Annotated in this window: 22 protein-coding genes; 7 read left to right on the plus strand and 15 right to left on the minus strand. The window is 36.5% G+C overall.

Annotated elements, in window-relative coordinates:
- Positions 1 to 7: 7 nt before the first annotated feature.
- Entirely contained in the window at positions 8 to 415 is a 408-nt protein-coding gene (locus M1D73_RS17200; RefSeq protein ID WP_000285639.1) for a MerR family transcriptional regulator, read from the minus strand.
- Positions 416 to 676: 261 nt separating this feature from the next.
- Between M1D73_RS17200 and M1D73_RS17205 the strand changes: the two genes are divergently transcribed.
- From M1D73_RS17205 to M1D73_RS17225, 5 genes are all read left to right on the plus strand, one after another.
- A complete protein-coding gene (locus M1D73_RS17205) occupies positions 677 to 1450 on the plus strand; it encodes a glycosyltransferase family 2 protein (protein ID WP_000750973.1) in 774 nt (257 codons plus the stop codon).
- Between the two features lie 115 nt (positions 1451 to 1565).
- Positions 1566 to 2333: a glucose-1-phosphate cytidylyltransferase gene (gene rfbF, locus M1D73_RS17210; RefSeq protein WP_121868238.1), complete on the plus strand. Its 768-nt coding sequence runs from the start codon at positions 1566 to 1568 to the stop codon at positions 2331 to 2333.
- A 1-nt stretch (position 2334) separates the two neighbouring features.
- Positions 2335 to 3390 (plus strand): CDP-glucose 4,6-dehydratase, encoded by a 1056-nt coding sequence (rfbG, locus tag M1D73_RS17215; RefSeq protein WP_000168672.1) that lies wholly within the window; start codon positions 2335 to 2337, stop codon positions 3388 to 3390.
- Positions 3391 to 3402: 12 nt separating this feature from the next.
- Entirely contained in the window at positions 3403 to 4626 is a 1224-nt protein-coding gene (locus M1D73_RS17220) for a class I SAM-dependent methyltransferase (RefSeq protein ID WP_000435778.1), read from the plus strand.
- Positions 4623 to 5546 (plus strand): NAD-dependent epimerase/dehydratase family protein, encoded by a 924-nt coding sequence (locus tag M1D73_RS17225; protein WP_121868237.1) that lies wholly within the window; start codon positions 4623 to 4625, stop codon positions 5544 to 5546. Before M1D73_RS17220 ends, M1D73_RS17225 begins: the two co-directional genes overlap by 4 nt.
- Here the strand turns inward: M1D73_RS17225 and M1D73_RS17230 are convergent.
- Entirely contained in the window at positions 5515 to 6315 is an 801-nt protein-coding gene (locus tag M1D73_RS17230) for a glycosyltransferase family 2 protein (protein ID WP_075678122.1), read from the minus strand. The two genes, M1D73_RS17225 and M1D73_RS17230, sit on opposite strands and share 32 nt — an antisense overlap.
- Before the next feature lie 61 nt (positions 6316 to 6376).
- The gene (locus M1D73_RS17235) at positions 6377 to 6727 is read right to left on the minus strand and encodes an SH3 domain-containing protein (protein WP_000875287.1); all 351 of its coding nucleotides are present in this window, start codon (positions 6725 to 6727) and stop codon (positions 6377 to 6379) included.
- A gap of 200 nt (positions 6728 to 6927) precedes the next feature.
- Here M1D73_RS17235 and M1D73_RS17240 point away from each other — a divergent pair, with 200 nt between their 5' ends.
- A complete protein-coding gene (locus tag M1D73_RS17240; RefSeq protein ID WP_000814733.1) occupies positions 6928 to 7812 on the plus strand; it encodes a DMT family transporter in 885 nt (294 codons plus the stop codon).
- A gap of 17 nt (positions 7813 to 7829) precedes the next feature.
- Here M1D73_RS17240 and M1D73_RS17245 read toward each other — a convergent pair whose 3' ends face one another.
- Together M1D73_RS17245 and M1D73_RS17250 are read right to left on the minus strand one after the other, a co-directional pair.
- Complete coding sequence (locus M1D73_RS17245; RefSeq protein ID WP_016124960.1) at positions 7830 to 8366, minus strand: hypothetical protein; 537 nt, start codon at positions 8364 to 8366, stop codon at positions 7830 to 7832.
- A 19-nt stretch (positions 8367 to 8385) separates the two neighbouring features.
- Entirely contained in the window at positions 8386 to 9207 is an 822-nt protein-coding gene (locus M1D73_RS17250) for a pentapeptide repeat-containing protein (protein ID WP_000181423.1), read from the minus strand.
- A gap of 196 nt (positions 9208 to 9403) precedes the next feature.
- Here M1D73_RS17250 and M1D73_RS17255 point away from each other — a divergent pair, with 196 nt between their 5' ends.
- The gene (locus tag M1D73_RS17255; RefSeq protein ID WP_001162789.1) at positions 9404 to 9580 is read left to right on the plus strand and encodes a DUF1272 domain-containing protein; all 177 of its coding nucleotides are present in this window, start codon (positions 9404 to 9406) and stop codon (positions 9578 to 9580) included.
- Positions 9581 to 9623: 43 nt separating this feature from the next.
- Here M1D73_RS17255 and M1D73_RS17260 read toward each other — a convergent pair whose 3' ends face one another.
- The 10 genes from M1D73_RS17260 to M1D73_RS17305 all read right to left on the minus strand — a co-directional run bounded on the left by M1D73_RS17260 (position 9624) and on the right by M1D73_RS17305 (position 22568).
- Entirely contained in the window at positions 9624 to 10691 is a 1068-nt protein-coding gene (locus tag M1D73_RS17260; RefSeq protein WP_033693186.1) for a lactonase family protein, read from the minus strand.
- Positions 10692 to 10811: 120 nt separating this feature from the next.
- Entirely contained in the window at positions 10812 to 12353 is a 1542-nt protein-coding gene (gntK, locus tag M1D73_RS17265; RefSeq protein ID WP_000255193.1) for a gluconokinase, read from the minus strand.
- Positions 12354 to 12483: 130 nt separating this feature from the next.
- On the minus strand, positions 12484 to 13809 hold the full coding sequence (gntP, locus tag M1D73_RS17270; protein WP_001057631.1) for a gluconate permease GntP: 1326 nt from the start codon (positions 13807 to 13809) through the stop codon (positions 12484 to 12486).
- A 396-nt stretch (positions 13810 to 14205) separates the two neighbouring features.
- Positions 14206 to 14874: a fructose-6-phosphate aldolase gene (gene fsa, locus M1D73_RS17275; protein ID WP_121868236.1), complete on the minus strand. Its 669-nt coding sequence runs from the start codon at positions 14872 to 14874 to the stop codon at positions 14206 to 14208.
- A 109-nt stretch (positions 14875 to 14983) separates the two neighbouring features.
- The gene (gene gnd, locus M1D73_RS17280) at positions 14984 to 15877 is read right to left on the minus strand and encodes a phosphogluconate dehydrogenase (NAD(+)-dependent, decarboxylating) (RefSeq protein ID WP_001195924.1); all 894 of its coding nucleotides are present in this window, start codon (positions 15875 to 15877) and stop codon (positions 14984 to 14986) included.
- Positions 15878 to 15989: 112 nt separating this feature from the next.
- Positions 15990 to 17984 (minus strand): transketolase, encoded by a 1995-nt coding sequence (gene tkt, locus M1D73_RS17285; protein WP_000193041.1) that lies wholly within the window; start codon positions 17982 to 17984, stop codon positions 15990 to 15992.
- A 39-nt stretch (positions 17985 to 18023) separates the two neighbouring features.
- On the minus strand, positions 18024 to 19508 hold the full coding sequence (zwf, locus tag M1D73_RS17290; protein ID WP_000445365.1) for a glucose-6-phosphate dehydrogenase: 1485 nt from the start codon (positions 19506 to 19508) through the stop codon (positions 18024 to 18026).
- Between the two features lie 352 nt (positions 19509 to 19860).
- On the minus strand, positions 19861 to 20352 hold the full coding sequence (locus M1D73_RS17295; protein ID WP_086692860.1) for a glucose-6-phosphate dehydrogenase: 492 nt from the start codon (positions 20350 to 20352) through the stop codon (positions 19861 to 19863).
- A 295-nt stretch (positions 20353 to 20647) separates the two neighbouring features.
- Complete coding sequence (locus M1D73_RS17300; protein ID WP_000643793.1) at positions 20648 to 21601, minus strand: NADP-dependent oxidoreductase; 954 nt, start codon at positions 21599 to 21601, stop codon at positions 20648 to 20650.
- 13 nt (positions 21602 to 21614) lie between these two features.
- On the minus strand, positions 21615 to 22568 hold the full coding sequence (locus tag M1D73_RS17305) for an LLM class oxidoreductase (RefSeq protein ID WP_000410336.1): 954 nt from the start codon (positions 22566 to 22568) through the stop codon (positions 21615 to 21617).
- Between the last annotated feature and the right edge of the window lie 124 nt (positions 22569 to 22692).

Here is a 22692-nt window from a genome sequence, read left to right on the forward strand (position 1 = left end):
ACTTATTCTATAATAATAGAGCAAGTGTCTGTATTAAAGCTGTCGTTTGACCTGATAAAGATTTCGATATTTTTTCACGTTGTGAATCAGTCAATTCATCTAAAAGCGGTTTTAACTCAGTAAGCTCCACTTCTAATCGATGAATATGGTCTGTCACTTCATTCACTTGTTTCGAAACGTGTTCATTGATACCGAGCAGCTTCTTCTTCTCCTCGATTTTCTCTTTAATCTCACAAAGCGGCATATGCATTTCTTTGCACTTCTCAATAAATTGTAATGTCTCAAATGCTGTTTCGTCGTAATAGCGATAATTAGATTGAGATCGCTCCGCTTTTAAGATACCTAGATTCGTATAATAATCAATCGTTCGTTTCGACACGTGAGCCATGAGAGCCAACTGTCCGATTCGATACACCTTCCCAACGATCTTCCCCCCTTGTTTATATTACTTACATCATACAATACATAAACTGTACAGTCAAACGTGACGGTTTATTATTCACAATTTATACAAAATTCCAATCTCCTCCTATGATGATTCAATACGAGTAATCTACACTTATACAATAAAATTACTAAACTACTACCCAATCACTACATTATCTGCCACTTTTAACCTTTCTTATTTAAAAGCATATCCTACTAATAATGATTGCTTGTATAGGAGGGAATTAATATGAAAAAGACAATCATTTCTCATTTTTATAATGAAGAATACCTACTTCCATGGTGGCTTATGCATCACACGAAAATATTCGATCACGGTATTTTAATTAATAGAGGGTCTACAGATCGTTCCGTAGAAATTTGTAAGCTATTAGCACCCCACTGGGAAGTACGAAATTCAAGATTTCTTGAGTTTGATCCAACTAATACTGATATTGAAGTGATGGAAATTGAAAGAGAAGTTTCAGGTTGGAAAATCGTTTTAAATACTACTGAATTCTTTTGTTGTAATAATACTGAAGAATTTTTTTCATCTCTTCATACACTAGGCCAAAACATGTATGCGATTAGAATGATTTTAATGATAGATAATCATAATTATAATTATTCAAAGCCTAGATATTCTATCCCCTTAGTAGAACAGCGATACCACGGTGTCTTCCCTTATAACCCAAATCTCGGATGTGCTTGGAGATTTATTCACAATCATCTAGACGGTGCATATTTACCTGGTAGACATCATTCGCGGCACGGATATATAATTTATGACTATCCTTCATTTATTTTAAAATTTTATTTTAGCCCTTGGAATGAACAATCAAAGGCAAGAAAATTACAAATTACACCTACCCTTTCAAAAAGGGGTGTTCAAATGGGACTTCAAACACATTACGGTCAATCTCCTGAAGTACTGGACATACGTTTTTTAGAGCTTAGTAACCTAACACAAGACCTCCGTCATAACCCTGAATATCAAGAATTATTTCCAAAATTCAAACCGTAATATTTTCTGCATCGTCATCACCTCAAACATTTTCATTCACTTAATCAAAAACAATCTCATTTGCATAAAACATGAATACTGTATAAATAATAAATTTTTATTTTAGGAGGAAAAAATGAAAGCTGTTATTCTTGCTGGTGGGTACGGTACAAGAATTGGGGAAGAAACACATTTAAAACCGAAACCTATGATTGAAATTGGAACAAAACCCATTCTATGGCACATTATGAGTTTGTATAGTCATTACGGGATTACTGAGTTTATTATTTGCTTAGGCTATAAAGGATATGCAATTAAAGAGTTCTTTCTAAATTACAACTTACACATGTCTGATTTCACAATACAGTTAAACGATAATACAATTACTAGCCATTCTCATCGTGTAGAACCATGGAAAGTTACACTAATCGATACTGGTGTAAATACCGAAACGGGTGGCCGAGTGAAAAAGATTCAAAATTATGTCGGAGACGAACCTTTCTGCCTCACTTATGGTGATGGATTAAGTAATGTAAATATAAAAGAACTTATTACATTCCATAAAAAACATGGAAAATTGGCTACTGTTACTGCCGTACAACCTCCTGGTAGATTTGGTTCTCTCATATTAGATAAACAGTCTATAACATCTTTTCAAGAAAAACCATTAGGTGATGGCGGATGGGTTAACGGTGGATTTTTCGTTTTAAATCCTGAAGTTTTCAATTACATTAGTGGAGATAAGTCTGTTTTTGAAACAGACACTTTAGTTCAGTTAGTAAACAAAAATGAATTGGCCGCATATCAACATTCTGGTTTTTGGCATCCGATGGATACATTGCGCGATAAAAATAAATTAGTCGAGCTATGGGAAAGTAATAGCGCTCCGTGGAAGGTTTGGTAATATGGCTTCATCATCTTTTTGGAATAAGAAAAAAGTATTTATTACGGGACATACTGGATTTAAAGGCTCATGGCTCACCCTTTTCTTAACTTCTTTAGGTGCAGAAGTAGTAGGCTTTTCTTCTCATCCCCCATCCATTCCTAACATTTTTGAACAAAGTAACGTAGCAAAAGAGTGCACGACAATGAAAGGCGATATTACAGATTACCATTCTTTATTTCATGCCATGAAGCAGCATAAACCTGACATAATATTCCATTTAGCGGCTCAGCCAATCGTAACCGCTTCATACAAAAATCCTATCGATACATTCAAAACGAATGTTTTAGGTACTGTCCACGTGCTAGAAGCAGCAAAGTCCGTCGAAAGCGTACGTGCCATTATTAATGTGACAAGCGATAAATGTTATGAGAATGACGGTAGTGGCGACCGAGCGTTCGTGGAAAATGACCGACTAGGAGGTTTCGACCCTTATAGCGCTAGTAAAGCTTGCGCTGAATTAGTCGCAACATCTTATCACAAATCTTTTTTTCACACGAATACTACTTCGCTTGCCTCTGTAAGAGCAGGTAACGTTATTGGTGGTGGTGATTGGGCAGAAGATCGATTATTCCCTGATATCATTCGGGCATATTTGCACAATCATACTTTGTGTATTCGAAACAAATATGCCGTCCGTCCGTGGCAACATGTTTTAGATCCTCTACATGGCTATATCCTTTTAGCTGAGAAACTTTGGAATGATGATAAATATGCAGAAGCGTGGAATTTCGGCCCAATGAATGAACCTAACAGAACCGTTCATGATGTCATTGAATCTGTAATAAAATTATGGAATAACCCACTAACAATCATTTCCTCCTCTACAAATACTCCTTATGAATCACCTGTTTTAACACTCGACAGTACAAAAGCAGTAAATAAACTCGGCTGGACTCCTAAGTTATCAACAGATGATGCTATCGCTTGGACTGTTGATTGGTACAAAAAATATGCATCTGGTGAAAATATAGAATCTTTCACACGACAACAAATCGATGCATTCAAAAATTTATAAGGGGGCTATAAAATGGAACAGAAAAAATGCCGTTTTTGCCACTCATTACTAACCAACACTTTTTTAGATTTGGGCGTTTCCCCTCTTGCTAATTCATTTGTAGCTCCTGAAAGCTCATATAAAATGGAACCTTTTTATCCGCTGCACACATTTGTTTGTAACTCTTGTTTACTCGTACAGCTAGATGAATTTGAATCCCCACAAAATATTTTTCATAACTATTTATACTTCAGCTCTTACTCCTCAAGTTGGCTACTACACGCTAAACAATACGTAGAAATGGCGATTAAGCGTTTCAACTTAACGAAACATTCAAAAGTGATTGAAATCGCAAGTAACGATGGGTACTTATTACAATACTTTAAAAAAGAAAATATCGAGACATTGGGAATTGAACCCGCGAAAAACGTAGCAGAAATTGCTATCAAAAAAGGAATTCCTACTCATGTAAATTTTTTCAGTAATGACTTAGCAAAAAAATTGCCACAAGCTGATTTAATCGTCGCAAATAACGTATTAGCACACGTTCCGAACTTGCATGATTTTGTCGCTGGTTTAAAAACACTATTAAAACGTGATGGCACGATAACAATTGAATTCCCACACTTATTAAACCTTATATCCTTTAACCAATTTGATACCATCTACCATGAACACTTCTCCTACTTCTCACTTATAAGCCTTCAAAAAGTTTTAAGTTATCATCATTTAAAAATTATTGATGTAGAAGAACTTTCAACGCATGGTGGTTCCTTACGGATTTTTGTAAACCATCTAAGTGCCCAATCAACTATCCATTCCAATGTTACAAAATTAATTCAAAAAGAAGTCGATCATGGGTTAGATACTTTAGATTACTATCTCCTTTTTTCTAAACGCATCGAACAATTGAAAATAAATATTTTAAAGTTTTTTATTGAAGCGAAAGTTTTAAACAAACAAATTATCGGTTACGGTGCTCCAGCTAAAGGAAACACCCTTTTGAATTATTGCGGGATAGGTAAAGAATTTCTAGCTTATACAGTAGATAAAAATCCTCACAAACAAAATCTCCTTTTACCAGGAACTCGTATTCCAGTAAAATCTCCAGCAGAAATTAAACGTACAAAACCGGATTACATTTTCATACTTCCTTGGAATTTGAAAGACGAAATTATGAAAGAATGCTCTTTCATTCGTGAATGGGGCGGTAAATTTTTAGTGACGGTTCCAGAAGTTGAGGTGATCGAGCCATGAAGAAAGTTGTTGTAACAGGTGGTAGTGGCTGGATAGGTAAATATGTTGTACATTCACTTATACAAAAGGGATATGAAGTGCACGCCACGTATAATAAAAATAACCCCTCTCACCTCCCTTGCCATTGGCATAAAGTAAACTTGCTTCGCGATGACGAAGTAAAACAATTCATTTCGGATGTTCAGCCTAGCCATCTCATTCACCTTGCTTGGGAAGCAGTGCCACCAGCATGCTATATATCTATTAATAATTACTATTGGCTAAAGTCTAGTATTTCATTGATTCAACACTTCACAATATGCGGTGGAAAGCGTGTTGTCGTTGCAGGTACTGGCGCAGAATACGAATGGTTTAACGGCGTATTATTTGAAGATTCACCGCTCCTTTCCTATAAAACCCCGTATTCTTTATGTAAAAATGCACTGCACTCCTGGCTAGAAACGTATGCACAACAAACAGGCCTCAGCATGTGTTGGGGCCGCATTTTTCATATGTATGGACCTCACGAACAAGGTAATCGGCTCGTTTCTAACATTATCACTTCCTTATTAAAAAATGAGGAAGCACTATGTACACATGGAAAACAATCGAGAGATTTCCTCCATGTGAGTGACGTCGCTGACGCTCTCGTAACAGTATTAGAACATGGCGTTACAGGCACCATCAATATCGCTTCAGGTCAATCTGTACAAATTAAAGAACTAGCTTCTATCATCGCTAAAAAGATAGGAAAAGAACATTTAATTAAACTAGACGCGATTCCTTTCTCTAAGGATGAACCTTTATTCGTCGGCGTTAGTGTAGAACGTTTAAAAACTGAAGTAAACTGGAAACCAACATACGATTTAAATACAGGAATAGAAGAAACAATTTTATGGTGGAAATCATTTATACAAAAACATAACGATATACGTCACTAAAACGTAAATCCTTCGTTCCTCTCGCTAATTCCTTATACCATTCTTCTAATCTTTCCGGCGTAATAATATGGTGCGTCCCCATTCCCCCATGCTTACTAGCTTCAGAAAGAGTCGGACCAATTTGTAACTTTCTCTTTCTCATCACATCGTTCCACGGACTAAATCCAAACCATAATATACAAGCAAGAGGTGGATAAATCATCGATTCATGCGCAGATAAATGTCTTCCAACCGTATAACTTCCATGCTCATGATTATGAATAAATCTACCTCTTCTCCATAACGGCCAATCTTCTGGTAAATAACCATGAAATCGCTGTTTCATTAAAGGTATTCCAAAGTTAAGGTCAGGATAGTTGTAGTTAGGATCATCAACCATAATAAGCCCGTCCAGCCAATACATCCTCCCCCCCAATTCATTTAGCGATTTCCAAAACTGATTTTTATCTTGCACGCAAAGAAACTCAGTCGTATTTAAAATCATTTTCCATCCTTGTACTTCTTGTTCTATCCTCATCACTTCATGATCTGTCGCATATGCATCAAACTCTGGATTTACAGAATCTCGCACCTCCCAATGCGGTGCGAATTTTTTACAAATCTCAACGGAACGATCTGTTGAACCTTTATTAATTAAAATACCATGATCAAAAAGTTTCGTATGATGCATAAGCCACCATGGCAATAAATACTCTTCATTGTAAAAATGTGAAATAACGGTTGTAGTTATAATAATCTCCTCCTCTTTCTCTATTAATCTACTTTTTATCCTACAACCAATATACTCATAAGCAAAAATATGTTTCCTAATTATTGATCAAATATTATTATTAATATTTTTGTAAGTTTTCCTTTGGTACCCAGCCCTTCTCACCATCTCTTCCTTCGCACCAAACCCATTCATTCAATTCTTCTAATCCGATCAATCTTTCTCCAATATTCACATTTAATTCTTTCGCAGTATATTGTTTTATAATAATTCCTGTTCCATTCATATCTTTTCTTATAATTTGCTCCGGAACCCATCCTTTCCGGTTATACTTCTCTTCGTGACAAAACATCCAGTTTTCCCAGTTTTCCGGACCAGCGTAACTCTCTATCATTTTCACTACATCCCCCTCTTCTAAGCGAATTGGATTAGGATAATTGCTAACATGTGATTTTATAACGATATATTTCATAACAACCTCCAATAATCAGAAAATTAAGTTATAATATCATTATAACTTAAAGAGGAGGAATGCACTCATGTACTACAACACTTCATTCGAAAACGATCAACCTGTAGGCCGTCTATAAACTAAGACGGGCTTATAACACATACACTATGCCTCGTCTTAGGGAACTCATATTACCCTAAAAATAGACGGAGGTACTTCAAATGAAACAAACAATTTTAGGAGCTATATGCTTATCACTAGCAGCAAGTATATGGGGCGGTATGTATGTTGTTAGCAAATACGTACTCGATTTCATTCCACCACTAACACTCGTTTGGCTACGCTTTATTATCGCTTTTGTTGTTTTATATGGCATTTTGAAACTAGCTGAGAAAAAGCAAAAGAAAAAAGTAACCATTCGCAAAAAAGATTGGCTCCTATTCGCTTGGATTGGATTTATCGGCTATTTCATTTCAATCACATGCCAATTTATCGGAACAAAATTATCCGACGCTCATACAGGCTCGTTAGTTACATCAGCTACACCTGCATTTATGGTTATATTTGCAGCGCTCATTTTGAAAGAAAAACTAACTGCTCGTAGACTTTTATCTACTATAATAGCGACAATCGGTGTCATTATCGTAATCGGATGGGATATTGAAATTGGCTCCTATTTTATTGGAACAATCATTTTAGTTGGAGCCGCTATTACGTGGGCTTTACTATCTATTTATGTAAAAATCGCTTCAATCCAATTTTCATCCTTAGTTATTACAACGTACGCAATTTTCTTTTCACTCTTTTTTATTACACCTTTTATGATATGGGAGCTACAAGCGGCCTCTATCGGAACAGTAAATACGTACGTAATATTAGGCGTATTATACTTAGGAATCGTCTCAACAGCAGGTGCCTTTTTCCTTTGGAATAAAGGATTAGAATTACTGGATGCAAGCATAGGTTCCTTATTTTTCTTCTTCCAACCTATCGTTGGATCGTTACTTGGTTGGCTCTTATTAAATGAAACATTAAATAGTAACTTTTTTATTGGTGGTATTCTTATTATATGTAGCGTTTTAATTACTACTTTTGAAAAGAAATAAAAAGCAGGCAGAGATTCTTAGTCTCTGCCTGTTCGCATTATTGGATCTTGGTCGTGAAAACCAATACAAATCGGTATATTATTTTGCACTTCACTACGTACACTTATAAAACTACACAGCGTTTTAGCAATTAAATATAAAGTGATACCAATTGCTTTTTCACTTGCGTCAAAGCCATTTTCATTATACATATCCGCTAATTCTACAGACTCCGGTCCCTCAACATCATATGTCCATTCAGAAGCCCAATCATCATCCTCTTCTTCAAGTGGAGCATACTCCTCACAAATATAAAACTGACTAGTCCACTCGTTATCAAGGTCATACTCAAAATAAATCGCTTTTGCTTCTTCATTAGTAGCCATTTCTACAGCTGCATCCAAACCTACTCGAATACTTACCTTATATGACTCTACATCAATTACTTTAATTCGTTCTGCATATTCTGTAGACGCCAACATGCAACAAATATCATAATACTTCGCTTCTATTTGCTCTACTGCTAACGAAAAGACATCCTCTTGCATCTCTTCTAAATACTGAAATATATCCACACTAAATACTCCTCACTCTTTACGCACTCCAATGCGATGGACGAGACAATAATTTCGGTAATTTCGTATGTTTGTCCCCTCTAGCAGCATTAACTTGAACTTGCGTCAGAAAAATACTATTAGTAAAATCAGCCCCGCGAATATCTGCATCTCGCAAATCTGCTCCGATGAGATCTGCTCCTCTTAAATCTGCACCATTTAAGTTAGCCGCAATTAAGTAAGCTCCTCTTAAATTTGCACCTTGTAAATTTTTCTTTTTCAGATTCGCTCCCATAAGGTCTGCTCCGCGGTGAATGATTCGTTTCTTACGCGCAGTATTCATTTCCTTCCATACTAATTCGCTCGTTTCTAAAAGAAGAATGTTCACCTCTGCCCTATGCATTGGAACATTTATTTTCATTAACTCATCTGGATTTAAATTCGAAAGTCGCTCTGTCTCCTCAATTGCGGTCTCCAGCTCTTTATGAATTGGCTGTGTTGCCTTTAAAAGAATCGCTTCATTCAAATACCAAAGCATTTCATGAAGTTGATGCATAACCGGAAAAGCATCGTACATTTTTCTTGCATGCTTTGCATCTTCCCTCCAATCAATCCCTTTAAACGTACCCTGAGAAATCTTCTGCCCAGCACCGAAACATTCAAATACTGTACAACCTTTATAACCTTTTCCTCTAAGATTTTTATGTATACTACATTTAAAATCTGATTGTAAGTTGGAACATGGTTTACCACCATCTTTATTCACTGCAAAATCTACCGATGCTGCAAACGGTAATGCAACGCAACATAGACCGAAACATTTTTCGCAGTTTGCTTTTAAATGATCGTTATGATTAGTCAAAATCTATACCCCCTGTTGTCTTTTGACTATTTCATAATATTCCAACTGTAATAAATAATCAATTTTAAAATAAACCAGCATCTTTCGTTTCAATTCATAAATTTATCATTCGATTTCCTTTCAATTGAAAAGGACTATTTCTATTTAATGAATTATAATTAAATTATAAATTTTCTAACTAAAAAGGAGACTTATTATGGCACTAGAAATGAAAACAAACTGTCAAATTTGCGATCAATCGCTCGAACAAGATTCTGAAGCATACATTTGTGTATATGAATGTACATTTTGCGCACCATGTACAGAAGAAAGACATAACGTTTGTCCAAACTGCGGCGGCGAATTAGTACGTAGGCCGAAAAAGAAACAATAAAAAGCAAAGCGATATCGCTTTGCTTTTGTTTAGGCATCTGAAATTATATATTTAAAAACTTCACACAAACAGGCTCTGGCACAACAACATCAGATTGTAAAAGTGTTAACTTACCTGTAGATTCATCTCTTGAAAATAACACAAGATTATGTGACTTTTCATTTGTAGCAACAAGGAACTTTTCAGTAGGATCTAATACAAAGTCTCTTGGCCAATTTCCTTCTGTAGATGTATGTTCAACAAATGTAAGCTGACCTGAATTTTGATCTACGCTATAAACAGCGATACTATTATGACCACGATTACCTGCATATACAAAACAGCCGTCAGAAGAAATATGAATCGCACTTCCTTGATTATTTTCATCAAACTCTTCTGGAACAGTAGAAATATACTGTAGTTCTGTAAAGGATCCTTCTGTAGGATTATATGTTAACACAATAACCTCTGAACTAAGCTCCGTCATTACATACGCATACTTTCCATTCGGATGAAAAGTAATATGTCTTGGACCACTTCCTGGATTTACAGATAAACGATTCACTTCTGTTAATATACTATCTTTTACTTCATACGTAATTATTTTATCTATCCCTAAATCAACGCCCACTACATATTTTTCATCAGGAGTATATCCCGCGTAATGTGCATGTGGTTTTTCTTGTCTTTCTTTATTCGGACCTGAACCTTCATGTGTCATAATAGATGCAGCAGGATTTACAGTTCCATTTTCTTCATTTACTTCAAAAGACTCAATCGTTCCTTTATGGTAATTTGCTGTAACTACTGTATGATTTCCACTATCAACACTAATATGACAAGGAGAAGCCCCTTCTACTACTTGTCTATTTTTCGCTTTTAGTTCTCCAGTATGACTATCCATGGAATATGCAGCTACACCGCCAGATTCGCCTTCCTTAACAACGGAATAGAGATATTCATTATTTCGATTAATCGTTACATATGTAGGGTTATCCAACTTAGCGGCAAGTGTTACATTACTAATTTTTTTTGCTTCCGTGTCTAAAGTAAACTTATATATTCCTTCACTATTTTCTTTCGTGTATGTTCCAACATATCCGATAAACTCTTTGTTATTCTTCATTTTCATAACCCTCTCTCCCTATATTTTTCATTCATCATACTTCTTAAAATATTTTATGTTGAAAGAGTATCCTAAAAAATCGGAGTACCTCTTTATACGTTACCATACTTTCTTGGTAACTAGCTTTTAAACCCACTTTTTTTGGTACGCTGCTATACTTTCATATTCTTCTTCCAATTGACGAGACAGACGAATATAGATTGGTGTTAAATCTTTATATTTTTCCACACTTTCCATGTTTGGTTCATGATGGAAATTCGCACCTACCATTTCAGAAACTACATGCAACGTATCTACTTCACCTAAACTATATAAACCGAGGATTGCAGCTCCTAAGCAAGAGCTTTCAAAACTTTCCGGAACATATACGTCTTGATGGAAAATATCTGCCATCATCTGTCTCCAAAGTTCCGATCTTGCAAAACCACCTGTCGCTTGAATTTTTTTCGGTTCACCAATTAGCTCTTTTAAAGCAAGAAGAACGGTGTATAAATTATAAATTACTCCTTCTAAAACAGCACGGATCAGATGTTCTTTCTTATGATGCAATCCAAGTCCAAAGAAAGATCCTCGCGCATTTGCATTCCATAAAGGAGCTCTTTCTCCTGCTAAATACGGGTGAAATAATAAACCGTCGGACCCCGGACTCACTTTTGCTGCTATTTCAGTAAGCACTTCATATGGATCTTTCCCTAAACGCTTCGCAAGCTCAATCTCTGAAGTACCCAATTGGTCACGAGCCCATCTGAAAATCATACCACCGTTATTAACTGGTCCACCAATTACCCAATGATCTTCAGTTAAGGCGTAACAAAAAATTCTACCTTTTGGATCTGTTACAGGACGATTTGTTACAGCACGTATCGCACCGCTTGTACCAATTGTCACAGCAACAACACCAGGATCAATTGCATTTACACCTAAATTGGATAGGACTCCATCACTCGCTCCTACTACAAAAGGCGTAGAAACAAGTACATTCATCTCTTTGGCAAGCTCTTCATCTAATCCGGTTAAACTGTGCGTTGTTGGAACGAGTTTAGAAAGCTTGTCATCTGTAATTCCCGCAACATGTAAAGCCTCTTCATCCCATTTTAAAGATTTCAAATTAAACATCCCTGTTGCTGATGCTATAGAATAATCAATTACATAATCCTTATATAACTTATAAAAAACATACTCTTTAATAGAAATAAATTTATAACTTTTTGCGAACAATTCTGCCTGTTCATTCTGTAACCAAACTAATTTCGAAAGTGGCGACATCGGATGAATTGGTGTCCCAGTACGCAAATAAATTTCATGACCATTCATATCATTCTTTATTTTCTCTGCCCAGCTTGCACTTCTATTATCTGCCCAAGTGATACATCTCGTTAACGGTTTTCCCTTCTCATCTACAGCAATGATACTATGCATTGCCGAACTAAAAGAGACACAAAGAATATCATTCGGCTGTACACTACTTGACTGTACAGTTTCTTTAATCGTATTTATTACTGCACGAAAAATTTCTTCTGGGTCTTGTTCTGCTATTTCAGGTGTAGGAGAATATAAAGGATATTCAATTCCATGACTTGCAATAACAGACCCATCAGTAGAAAATAGAACCGATTTTGTACTAGTTGTCCCAATGTCTACACCAATCATATATTTTGTGCTCACCATTTCTTCCTCCTAACAAAAATCCCTACAGTATCCTAATCATATAAGAACCATAAAAATATATTTATTTTATCTGTTCATAACGTTATGTGCTAAAGTTGTCTCTCTTAATTGATATAAAAATATCCTTATTTTAAACAAACATATCGAGTAGTAAAACTCCTCCAAAAGCGATAAATGAAAGTAACGTTTCTAATACCGTCCATGTTTTAAATGTTTCTTTCACTGTTAAACCTAAGTATTCTTTTACCATCCAGAACCCAGCATCGTTTACGTGTGAAAACATTAATGCTCCTGCACCTGTTGCAATGACGAGCAACTCTAAATTCACACCTGTCGTATTTTCAATGATTGGTGAAACGATGCCTGCTGCTGTTGTTAAAGCGACTGTCGCTGACCCTGTCGCAATTCGAATTAGTCCTGCTACTATAAATGCTAATACAATTGGAGATAGAGCTAAATGCTCAGACATTTGAGCAATAGCATTGCCTACACCACTATCGATAAGAATTTGCTTAAATCCCCCGCCGGCACCAATAATCGCAACAATTGAACCGATTGGTAATAAGCTATCTTCTGTTACCTTCTTAATAGCCTTTTTATCGATACCTTGACGAAATCCAAGAAAATAAAACGCTGCAAAACATGCAATCAATAACGCAATGATAGGACTACCGATTAATGTGATAATCTTCATCAAAGTAGTAGAAAGTGGAACATAAGGAGCCGCTGCAGCTAAAACCATTAACATAACTGGTAACAATATGACTAAAAATGAAACTCCTATTCCTGGTAATTTCGTTGATTTTGTATTTACACGAATCAATTCTGGCTCATTTTCAGGAATTACACGTTTGTGAATCCATTTAGCGAATATAGGACCTGCAATAATCGCTGCAAAAAATGTAATAATGAGTGAATACAATAGTACCTTCCCAAGGTTCGCTTTATAAATACCAATTGCAACGATTGCCCCTGGATGCGGAGGAACTAGGCCATGTACGACAGATAGCCCAGCAATTGCTGGTAACGCTATCAATAAAATATTTTGTTTCGTAGTTTTATGAATTGAAATTACTAACGGCAACAATATTAAAATACCTACTTCAAAAAACACCGGAATTCCAATAATAAAACCTGCAATTAACATAGCCCACGGTAAGTTTTTTATCCCAAAGGATTTAATAAAGAACTCTGCCACTTGCATTCCAGCACCTGACTCTGCCATCATTTTCCCTAAAATTGTACCTAAAACTAAAATACCTACTAAATGCCCGAGAACACTCCCAACTCCCGTTTCATAAGCACTCACTATTTTATCCATTGGCATTCCAGACATAATTGCTAAAAACAAACTTGCAACCGTTAAACTAATAAACGCATGCCATCTCCACCACGAAACCCCTAAAATAACAATTACAATTGATAATAATGTAATCATTAAAAGGTACATATTCATACTTAATCCCCCTTTATGTAAACCCTTTCAAAAATGCTATATAATGAAAAGAACCTATATAGTTCTTACTTGAGTAAAAGATAGCTTTACATATTGATATGCACTTAAAAGCATCCTCACATCATAATGATTTATACAAAAAGAATCTCCCTTATCAGAGATATACTTTAACTCATCTCTCTGATAAGGGGATTTCTCTTTCATAATTATAATGTCATTGTGATAAACGCTTCGCGTAAGCAAATTTTCCTTTTTTAAAAGTGAATGACGCTTTCTTCTCTTGCTGTTTTCACATAGTAAGACTACAAACTCGGGATCCAGTTTAAACGATGAAGTTACTTAGAATTTGTCCTCTCATGAAAAGCAATTTTCAGCAAGCCCCTTCACTTTTATACATTATAATTTAGGAGCTTTCGCCCAATCCGCAGCAAACTTCTCAATACCTTGATCTGTTAATGGGTGCATAGCAAGTTGCTCGATTACTTTATAAGGGATTGTTGCAATGTGAGCACCTGCCATCGCTACACGAGTTACATGATCTGGATGTCTGACAGAAGCCGCAATAATTTGTGTATCTAATTGATGAACATCGAATAATTCAGCAATTTTAGCAACTAATAGTACACCATCTTCAGAAATATCATCTAAGCGTCCTAAAAATGGAGAAACATACGTTGCACCTGCTCGAGCAGCTAAAAGTGCTTGGTTCACAGTGAAAATAAGTGTAACGTTCGTTTTCACACCTTTTTCAGTAAGATAGCGACAAGCTTCTAATCCTGCTAGCGTCATTGGAAGTTTTATCGTGACGTTTTTATCGCCACCGTTAATTTTAATTAATTCTTCTGCTTGAACAATCATTTCTTCAGCTGTAACAGCATCTGGCGTTACTTCTGCCGAAACAGACTCAACTTTAGGTACTGCCTGACAAATTTCTGCGATACGGTCTTCAAACTTAACGCCCTCTTTTGCTACTAAAGAAGGATTCGTTGTAACACCAGCTAAAACTCCAAGTTTATATGCTTTTTTTATGTCCTCAAGATTTGCAGTATCAATAAAAAATTTCATGATCAATTCCCTCCAGTTTTTAAACGTTGATGAGTTACATGTTTAATATGCTTATCCCGTAAAAGCCCGATTGATGTGGAATAAAGCCCCTACTTATTAAAGTTTCACTTTATTTCTTTTCTACTGCATGTCCGCCAAATTCATTGCGCAGAGCTGCTACAACTTTTCCTGTAAATGTATCATTGTCTAATGAGCGGTAGCGCATTAATAGAGACATTGCGATAACAGGAGTTGCTGTTTGAAGGTCTAATGCTGTTTCTACTGTCCATTTTCCTTCACCAGAAGAATGCATAACACCCTTAATTTCATCCAGTTTTGCATCTTTAGAAAATGCATTTTCTGTTAATTCCATTAACCAAGAACGAATGACTGAACCGTTGTTCCATACTCTTGATACTTTTTCATAATCGTAGTCAAATTCACTTTTCTCTAGAATCTCAAATCCTTCACCAATAGCAGCCATCATACCGTATTCAATTCCGTTATGAACCATTTTTAAGAAGTGACCACTACCAGCTTTTCCAGCATATAAGAATCCATTTTCTACAGCAGTATCGCGGAAGATAGGTTCAACGATGTCCCAAGCTTCTTGATCTCCTCCGATCATGTAACAAGCACCATTACGAGCGCCTTCCATTCCACCAGAAGTTCCTGCATCCATAAAGTGAATGCCATCTTCCTTTAATTGCTCATATCGGCGGATAGACTCTTTATAATGTGAATTACCAGCTTCAATTAGAATATCTCCTTTTGATAAAAGTGGTGTAACCTCATCAATAACAGAATCAACAACAGCGTGTGGTACCATTACCCAAAGAATTCTTGGTGATTGTAATGACTGAACAAGTTCACTTAAACTAGATGTACCCGTTGCCCCATACTCTTTCATTTCTTCTACTGCGCTCGTATTTAAATCAAATGCTACTACTTCATGTTTATGATCCATTAAATTTTTCCCTAAATTTAATCCCATTTTACCTAACCCAATTAATCCTACTTGCATAATATAATTCCTCCTCAAATCATCTTTTATTAAAAATTCATATCACTACAATCTGGAATACCTTTCAGCACTGAAATGTTAGTATGTACAGAAAGGTATTCACAGTCATAGCTTAAGAATTCAACACATTTTTTGTAATTTGAACAACATTTTCTGTCGTAAATCCAAATAGATTCATGACTTCAGCTCCAGTTCCTGAAGCTCCAAATGTTTCAATTGATAGTACTTTTCCTTCTTGTCCTACATAACGTTCCCAACCTAGAGATACACCCATTTCAAGAGATACTCGTTTCGTTATAGAAGACGGAAGAACGGATTCTTTATATTCGTTCGATTGGCGATCGAATAACTCCCAGCTCGGCATTGCAACGATGCGAACAGAAACTTGATCTTCTTCTAATTTTGCTTTCGCACTAGTAGCTAAGGATACTTCAGAACCTGTCGCAATTAAAATTACATCCGGATTTTCATTCGTTTGTGTTAATACGTAAGCTCCTTTAGAGAGATTCTCTATGTTCGCTTTCGTTTCATTAAACACCGGTAAATTTTGACGGCTCAATACTAAAACGACTGGACCATCCGTTTGCTGTAAAGCATACGCCCAAGCACTTGCTGTTTCATTTGCATCTGACGGACGGATAACTGTTAGACCAGGAATTGCTCGAAGCGCTGCCAATTGTTCAATTGGTTCATGCGTTGGACCATCTTCTCCTACAGCAATCGAATCATGTGTAAATACGTAAGTAACAGGTAAATTTTGCAGTGCAGCCAGTCGAATCGATGGACGAAGGTAATCATTAAATACAAAGAATGTACTTACGAAAGGTTTTACTCCTCCATGGAGAGCCAGTCCATTTGCTGCCGCGCCCATTGCATGTTCACGTACACCGAAGTATATATTTCGTCCAGCATACGATTCTACCGCGTACACAGCTTCACCTTTTATATCTGTCATAGTGGAATGAGAAAGATCTGCACTTCCACCGAAAATAGAAGGAATCGATTTCACATAATGATTAATAGCTTCCCCACTTGCAACACGAGTGGAAATCGTTTTTTCAATATCAAAGGATAGAATGTCTTTCGCTTCAATTAAAACATCACCTGTAATCGCTTTTTCTAATTCATCTGCTAGTGCAGGGTTCGACTCTCTGTATGAATTGAACTGCTCATTCCAGTCATTTTCTTTTTCAATACCTTTTTGTTTCAGTTCATTAAAATGAGCTTTTACTTCTTCAGGTACAAAGAAATCTTCCTCATAACCCCAACCATACACTTGTTTTGTCGCTGTTGCCTCTTCTACTCCAAGCGGATTACCATGTGCTTTGTTCGTTCCAGCAACTTTTGGACTTCCATAACCTATAATGGTTCTAATTTCTATAAGAGTAGGTTGATCCGTATTTTCTTTCGCTGATTGAATAGCTTTTGTAATAGCATCGACATCGTTTCCATCTTCAACTCTTACATATTGCCAATGTACAGATTCTGCCCTTTTCTCAATATCTTCAGAGAAAGCAATGCCTAATTCACCATCAAGTGAAATTTCATTTGAATCATACAGTACAATTAACTTGCCAAGTTTCATATGTCCTGCCATTGACATCGCTTCATAAGCGACACCCTCCATTAAGTCACCATCTCCGACTAAAGCATACGTATTGTGATCTATAATAGAGTGACCATCCTTATTGAACTTCGCTGCTAAATGAGCTTCTGCCATTGCCATTCCGACAGCATTAGCAATCCCTTGTCCTAACGGGCCTGTCGTCGCTTCAACTCCAGGAGTATGACCAAACTCAGGATGTCCTGGTGTTTTACTATTTAACTTTCTGAAGTTTTTCAAGTCATCAATTGAAACGTCATATCCAGCTAAATGAAGTAGGCTATATAACAGACTAGATCCATGTCCCGCCGATAAAACGAAACGATCACGGTTAAACCATTCTGGGTGATTAGGATTGTAATTTAAATGATTCGCCCATAATGCATAAGCCATTGGTGCTGCTCCCATCGGAAGACCTGGATGACCTGAGTTTGCCGCATTAATAGCATCAATTGATAATGTACGAATTGTATTCACTGCTAATTGATTTATGTTTTGTGTCATAGTAATCGTCCCCCTACATGCTTTCATGAAAGAAAGTACTTATTTTTCCGTCTCTTGATCTAACCACCATTTAAATCCACTTTCTTGCAATAATTCATTAGACGCATCTGGACCATATGAACCAGACTCATATTCATGAAGTGGTAATAAGTTCTCCTCGAATGCTTCAAGAATTGGTTGTACCCATTCCCATGACAATTCAACTTCTCTCCAATGTGCAAAGAATGTAGCGTCTCCACTCACCGCATCATGAATGAGTCTTTCATACGCTTCAGGTACTCCCACATCCGCTTGCTCACAAGTAAAGTTAATACGCATCGGTTCAATTTCTCCATTTTTCAATGGATTTTTACTATTTAACTGTAATGAAACGTTCTCACCTGGACTAATTTCAATTATTAATAAGTTAGGTGCTGCATTTGGATTACTATCTTGATATTGCTGTTTTAACGTATTTTTAAATTCGATTACAATACGAGTAGACTTTTCTTTCATTCGTTTACCTGTTCGTATATAAAATGGAACGCCAGTCCAAAATGGATTATCGATCCACAGGCGAGCAGCAACAAATGTGTCTATGTTAGAAGAAGGATTTACTCCTGGCTCCTCTTTATACGCTACAACTTGTCCGCCTTTTATTTCTCCTGAAACGTATTGACCGCGAACGATATGGTTTTGAACGTCTTCTTTTTTCACTTTACGAAGCGTCTCCATTACCTTTCGCTTTTCCTCTCGAATTTCACATGCATTAACCTTTTCCGGCAGATTCATAGCAGTCATCATTAATATTTGTAACATATGATTTTGAACCATATCTCGAATGGCTCCTGCCTGGTCATAATATCCTGCCCTTTCTTCAACCCCAACTGTTTCACTAGCTGTGATTTGTACATTCGCTATATGTTCTTTATTCCAAATCGACTGGAGAACAGGATTTGCAAATTCTAGCGCTTCAAGGTTTTGAATCATCGGTTTACCTAAATAATGATCAATACGGTATATCTCGTCTTCTTCAAACGTGCGACTAAGCTTATCATTCAGCTCACGAGCAGATGCAAGGTCGTGCCCAAACGGTTTCTCAATCATCAGGCGTTTCCATCCATCTGTTTTATCAAGTCCGCTTTCCTTAATATTTAAAGCAATCGTCTCGAAAAATTCAGGAGCAACTGAAAGATAGAACATTCTATTACCTTTTATATGTAGTTCTTCTTCCCTTTCACGAACGACTTGTAATAATCTCTCATAGTCTTCCGGCTTACTCACATCTAATGGACAATAGCGAAAGTTATCTAAAAAAACTTCGAGTTCTGGAGTACCTTCTTCTCTATGACGGGAAAACGTCTCTATTGATTCTTTTATTCTTTCTTGAAAATCCACATGAGATACTTGACGTCTCCCAAGCCCGATAACGGATATTTGCTTTGGAAGCTTTTGATCTCTATATAAGTTATATAGTGCGGGGTAAATTTTGCGTTTCGCTAAGTCCCCTGTCGCTCCAAATAAAACAAAGGTCATTGATTCCAATTTCAGTCCCCCTCTTGTTGTATAATCCTTGTCAATATTTTAAAAATGAATTGTACAGAAGCCCCAGTTTTTATAAAAAAAACAAAGAGTTATCAAATTCCAATTCCTTTTATACCTTTCGCTTTCTAATTGTCCCCAATATTAATAGTGGCAATTCAAAGCACTTCTACCACAGATTACTTATTTATCGAACTCAACAAACAAATGTATATTCGATTACTTTTAGTAATTAAATAATCTTATGTCTAGTATATTAACCATATAAATTATTATCGTCAATAAAAATGTCTTGCATTACATACTATTTATTTCGTAATGCTTTTCTAAGTGTATTCCTAATTACCATTCATTTTCAAAGATAATGATTGATATAAAAAATGTCAGTTTCATCAAAATCTTCAATCATTTTTCCTTTAAACTCACGAGCAGACGTTACATGATAACCAAAAGGCTTCTCTATAATAAGACGGTTCAATCCTTTTGTAGCCCACAATCCACTTTCCTTAATATTTAAAGCAATGACATCAAATACTTCTGGTATAACAGATAGGTAAAACATGCGGTTTTCAGGAATGTTTAATTCTGTTTCACGCCTCTTTACAAGACGCAACAAATCTTGATAGTCCTCTATATTCGCTGTATTTAATTGACAATAACGAAATGTGCTAATAAATTCTTCTACTCCTAATTCATCATCAGTAGATCTTCTAGAAAATGTAGCAAGGGATTGTTCTACCTTTGTTTGAAATTCCACATCTGACATTACCCTTCTGCCGATACCGATAATCGAAATAGATTGTGGTATATTTTGATTACTAAATAGCTTATATAAAGCAGGATAAATTTTGCGTTTCGCTAAATCCCCTGTCGCTCCGGATAAAGTGAAACTTTAATCAGTGGGGGTTTTGTTCATCCCCACTGATTATTAGTTGAACCAATCGGGCTTTTACAGGCAGTTGCCCCCACCTAACTTCTATGATATCGCTGAATTTTGAGGTGGGGGTCTTACTGCCTGTTAATGCGGGGTAAAAGAAATGTCATTGAATCCATTTGTTCTCTCCCTTTTAAAACAATTGCTAGAATAGAATATATAAGTTCATTCGCTACTTAGCACAATACTGTCTCTAAAACCTCATACTTTACCAATGTTTCTTCAATACAATTTTCCCAAGAGCACGTTCTGACTCACTTATGTGGTGTGCTTTTTTTACACCTTCTACATGTAAAGGCAACACATGCGTGACAACAGGTTTAATCTTCCCGCTCTCAATTAATTCTGTAATAAGAGAAAGTTCATATCCGTTAGGTTCAGTAAATATATGGTCACTCTCAATATTTTTCTCTCTTGATATCTCGGTTTGCGGAATTTTCATACCTTTCGGACCATAAATAGACGCTAACTTTCCATTTGGTGCAAGTACTTTATAACTATTCTTTAGTACATCCCCACCTAACACATCAAATACAATATTGTAATTATGCAAAAGCAAAGAAAAGTCTTCCGTTTTGTAATCGACGACAGTATCAGCGCCTAGATCCTTTACAAATTGCATGTTTTTCGTACTAGTCGTAGTTGCAACATGTGCACCGAAACTTTTCGCTAGTTGAATAGCAAACGTACCTATCCCGCCAGATCCAGCATGAATTAAAACCTTATTACCCTTTTGAACATTAGCGAATTTCACTAAACTTTGCCAACTTGTCAAACCTACTAGAGGGATTGATGCCGCTTCCTCAAAAGATAGATTTCTCGGTTTTTTCGCTACATACTTCTCATCTACTGCCACGTACTCTGCATACGTACCATTTCGTTCAATATCTGGACGACTATATACTTCATCCCCCACTTTACATACTGTTACGTTTTTTCCTATAGCAGCAACTACACCTGCAACATCCCATCCTAAAACGAGCGGGAAGTCATAAGAAATTACGTCTTGAAGTAAACCCTCACGTATTTTCCAATCCACAGGATTTACACCAGCTGCATATACTTCAATCAGTACATCGTTGTCTTCCAATAGCGGTGTCTGCATTTCAATCTCTTGTAGTACACTTTTATCTCCATATTGCATAAGTCCTATTGCTTTCATTCTTTTCACTCCTTTACAAGGCTGGGAAATGCGGTAGCACTTCTTCTCCTAGCTCATCCAATACTTCGTCAGCTGGACGTTGACCATCAAATAGAGCAAGGAATAAATGATTCACACCAATACTTTTATATATATCAAGTAATTCAATTAGTGCCTTACGCCCTGTACGGTAACCTAAACGTATCGGTGTAGGACGTTCATTTGGATCTTCAGATAAATCTAAATGCATCGGTTGGATAAATGGTTTGAATACAGCTGGATGATAATCCTCTACTAGTTCTCTCCATTGTCCAATTGCTCCCGCCTGATGCACCGGACTACGTGGATAATACATCCATCCATCTCCATGTTCAGCAAACCATTCCATATTTTGCTGACTAAAACCTGTAATAAAGGTTGGAACACGTTTAGACGGTTTTGGAACTAAATTCGCACCATGAACTTCTCCTAGTGTCGACTGGATAGACGGGAAGTTTTTATACAAAATTTCTTCCAAGTAAGCAAATGCTTCTCTAAACTTTTCACCTCGTGTTTCATGACTAACACCTAACGCTTTGAAATCGGCACGTCTGTCACCGGATGAAACGCCAAGCATAATTCTTTCTGGAAATAGTTGATCTAATGTAGCAATTTCTTTTGCTACACGCAATGGATGACGAAGTGACAACACTGTTGCCGACGTTCCAAATGCGATTTTCTCTGTCTTGCTTGCTAAATACGTCAAATAAATCATCATATCGTAAATTTGACCTGTTGCAGGATCACCAAAATCAGGGTCTTGCAGCAATACATCGCGAAGCCATACACCTGTAAAACCGTATTGTTCCGCTTTTTGTACTAACTCTACTTGTTTTTCCATCGTTGGAGCATGAAACTGATAATTTTCAATCGGAATGTGAACTCCTAACGTAAGTTGATCTTTCGCAAACATACGATTATATCCAAAATGATTCGCAAACTTTTCCATGTGTTTCACTCACTTTCCCTCATTCATATAAACCTATACTTTTCATATTTCTTCTCAAAATTTATAAGCAACACTGCAACACCACATTGTTGCCGATTGTAATCGTTATAACTTTCTTTGTGCT

The sequence above is a fragment of the Bacillus sp. PK3-067 genome (genome assembly GCF_056738645.1).